The following is a 1,270-nucleotide window of genomic DNA, read 5'->3' on the forward strand; positions in this document are numbered from 1 at the left end:
GTGCATCGGTCTGTAGCGAAAATAGGCCTGATGCTGCTCAGTGGTTTACTGGTCTATGCAGGAGGCATGCAGCTCTACCATGTCTGGAGTCAGGTACAGGTGGCCCATGTAGAATCACGGCTTGAATGGCAGAAGGTCAGTACAGCCGCACAATTGCGACAGGTTTTAGTTAAACATCCTGCACACCCGGTGGTGATTGATGTCTATGCAGACTGGTGTGTGGCCTGTCAACCGATTGAAAAGGAAGTGATTCCACGTAGTGATGTCCAAGCGGCTTTACAAAATGTGATTCGTATCAAATTAGACCTGACCCACTATCATCCAAGTCAGGATGAGCTGCTAAAAGAATGGCAAATCCTCGGTCCGCCCACCTTTATATTTTTAAATGCAGCACATCAGGAACAGCGCGAGTTGCGCTTGACAGGAACTTTTAGCGCAACACATTTGCTCGGTAAATTGCAGCAACTGCAAGGGGAACAACCATGATGATTTCAAGTGATGCGCTACATCTGGGACCTTTGATGTTGCCCTGGACACTCATAATTGTTGCCACTGGCTTGATGCTGTTATCTGCCGTGCTGTTTGGATTAGCCAGAAAGTATTCATGGTCTAAACGGCTGCTTGGACAAAGTCAGGATTTGCTCTGGAGCAGTTTTTTGCTGGGGATGCTGGGTGCGCGTCTTGTTTTCGTCCTGCTTAATGCCGAGCTGTATTTTGCAGCACCCATCGACATACTGAAAATCCAGGACAAAGGTTTCCATTTATGGGGAGGGGTGCTGATTGGTGCTTTGTGGTATGTCATTCGAAACAGACAGTTGCAGACCCGATTCAAAGCCATCTTGTTGATCATATTGGTACTCTGGATCGGGCTTTGGCTCGCGTTCAAATCCAGTCTAAAAACTGAAGCAGCGTTTCCTGATCTCGCCTTTGCTGGACTGGAACAGGAGCGTCTGGGTACAGACAAGGTTTCACTCAGCCAGTTCATTGGCCAGCCCACGGTAATTAATTTGTGGGCGAGCTGGTGTCCGCCGTGTCATCGCGAAATGCCGGTGTTGGCCAAAGCAGCCAAGCAACATCCTCAAGTGAATTTTGTCATGCTCAATCAGGGTGAGGAGGTTGAAACTGTAAATACCTATTTAAAAAAACATCAGTTTCAATTTAAACATGTCCTGCTGGATCCATATGGTGAACTCCCCCAGCAGCTGAATAGTTTTGGCCTGCCAACGACGCTGTTTTTTAATGCTCAAGGCCAGCTGGTCGAGCGGCATAT

2 protein-coding genes are annotated in these 1,270 nt (G+C 48.0%); both read left to right on the forward strand.

Annotation, left to right across the window (positions count from 1 at the left end; genetic code table 11):
• Positions 1–486, forward strand: a 486-nt coding sequence (locus MTX11_RS16470) for a thioredoxin fold domain-containing protein (RefSeq protein ID WP_243475612.1), incomplete at its 5' end; no start/stop codon positions are given.
• Positions 483–1,270: TlpA disulfide reductase family protein (locus MTX11_RS16475; RefSeq protein WP_243475613.1), on the forward strand; the 788-nt coding region annotated here is incomplete at its 3' end. The genes MTX11_RS16470 and MTX11_RS16475, both read left to right, overlap by 4 nt.

Origin of the sequence: Acinetobacter lwoffii (assembly GCF_022809915.1) — a bacterium.
In the GTDB taxonomy this organism is placed as follows: domain Bacteria; phylum Pseudomonadota; class Gammaproteobacteria; order Pseudomonadales; family Moraxellaceae; genus Acinetobacter; species Acinetobacter lwoffii_M.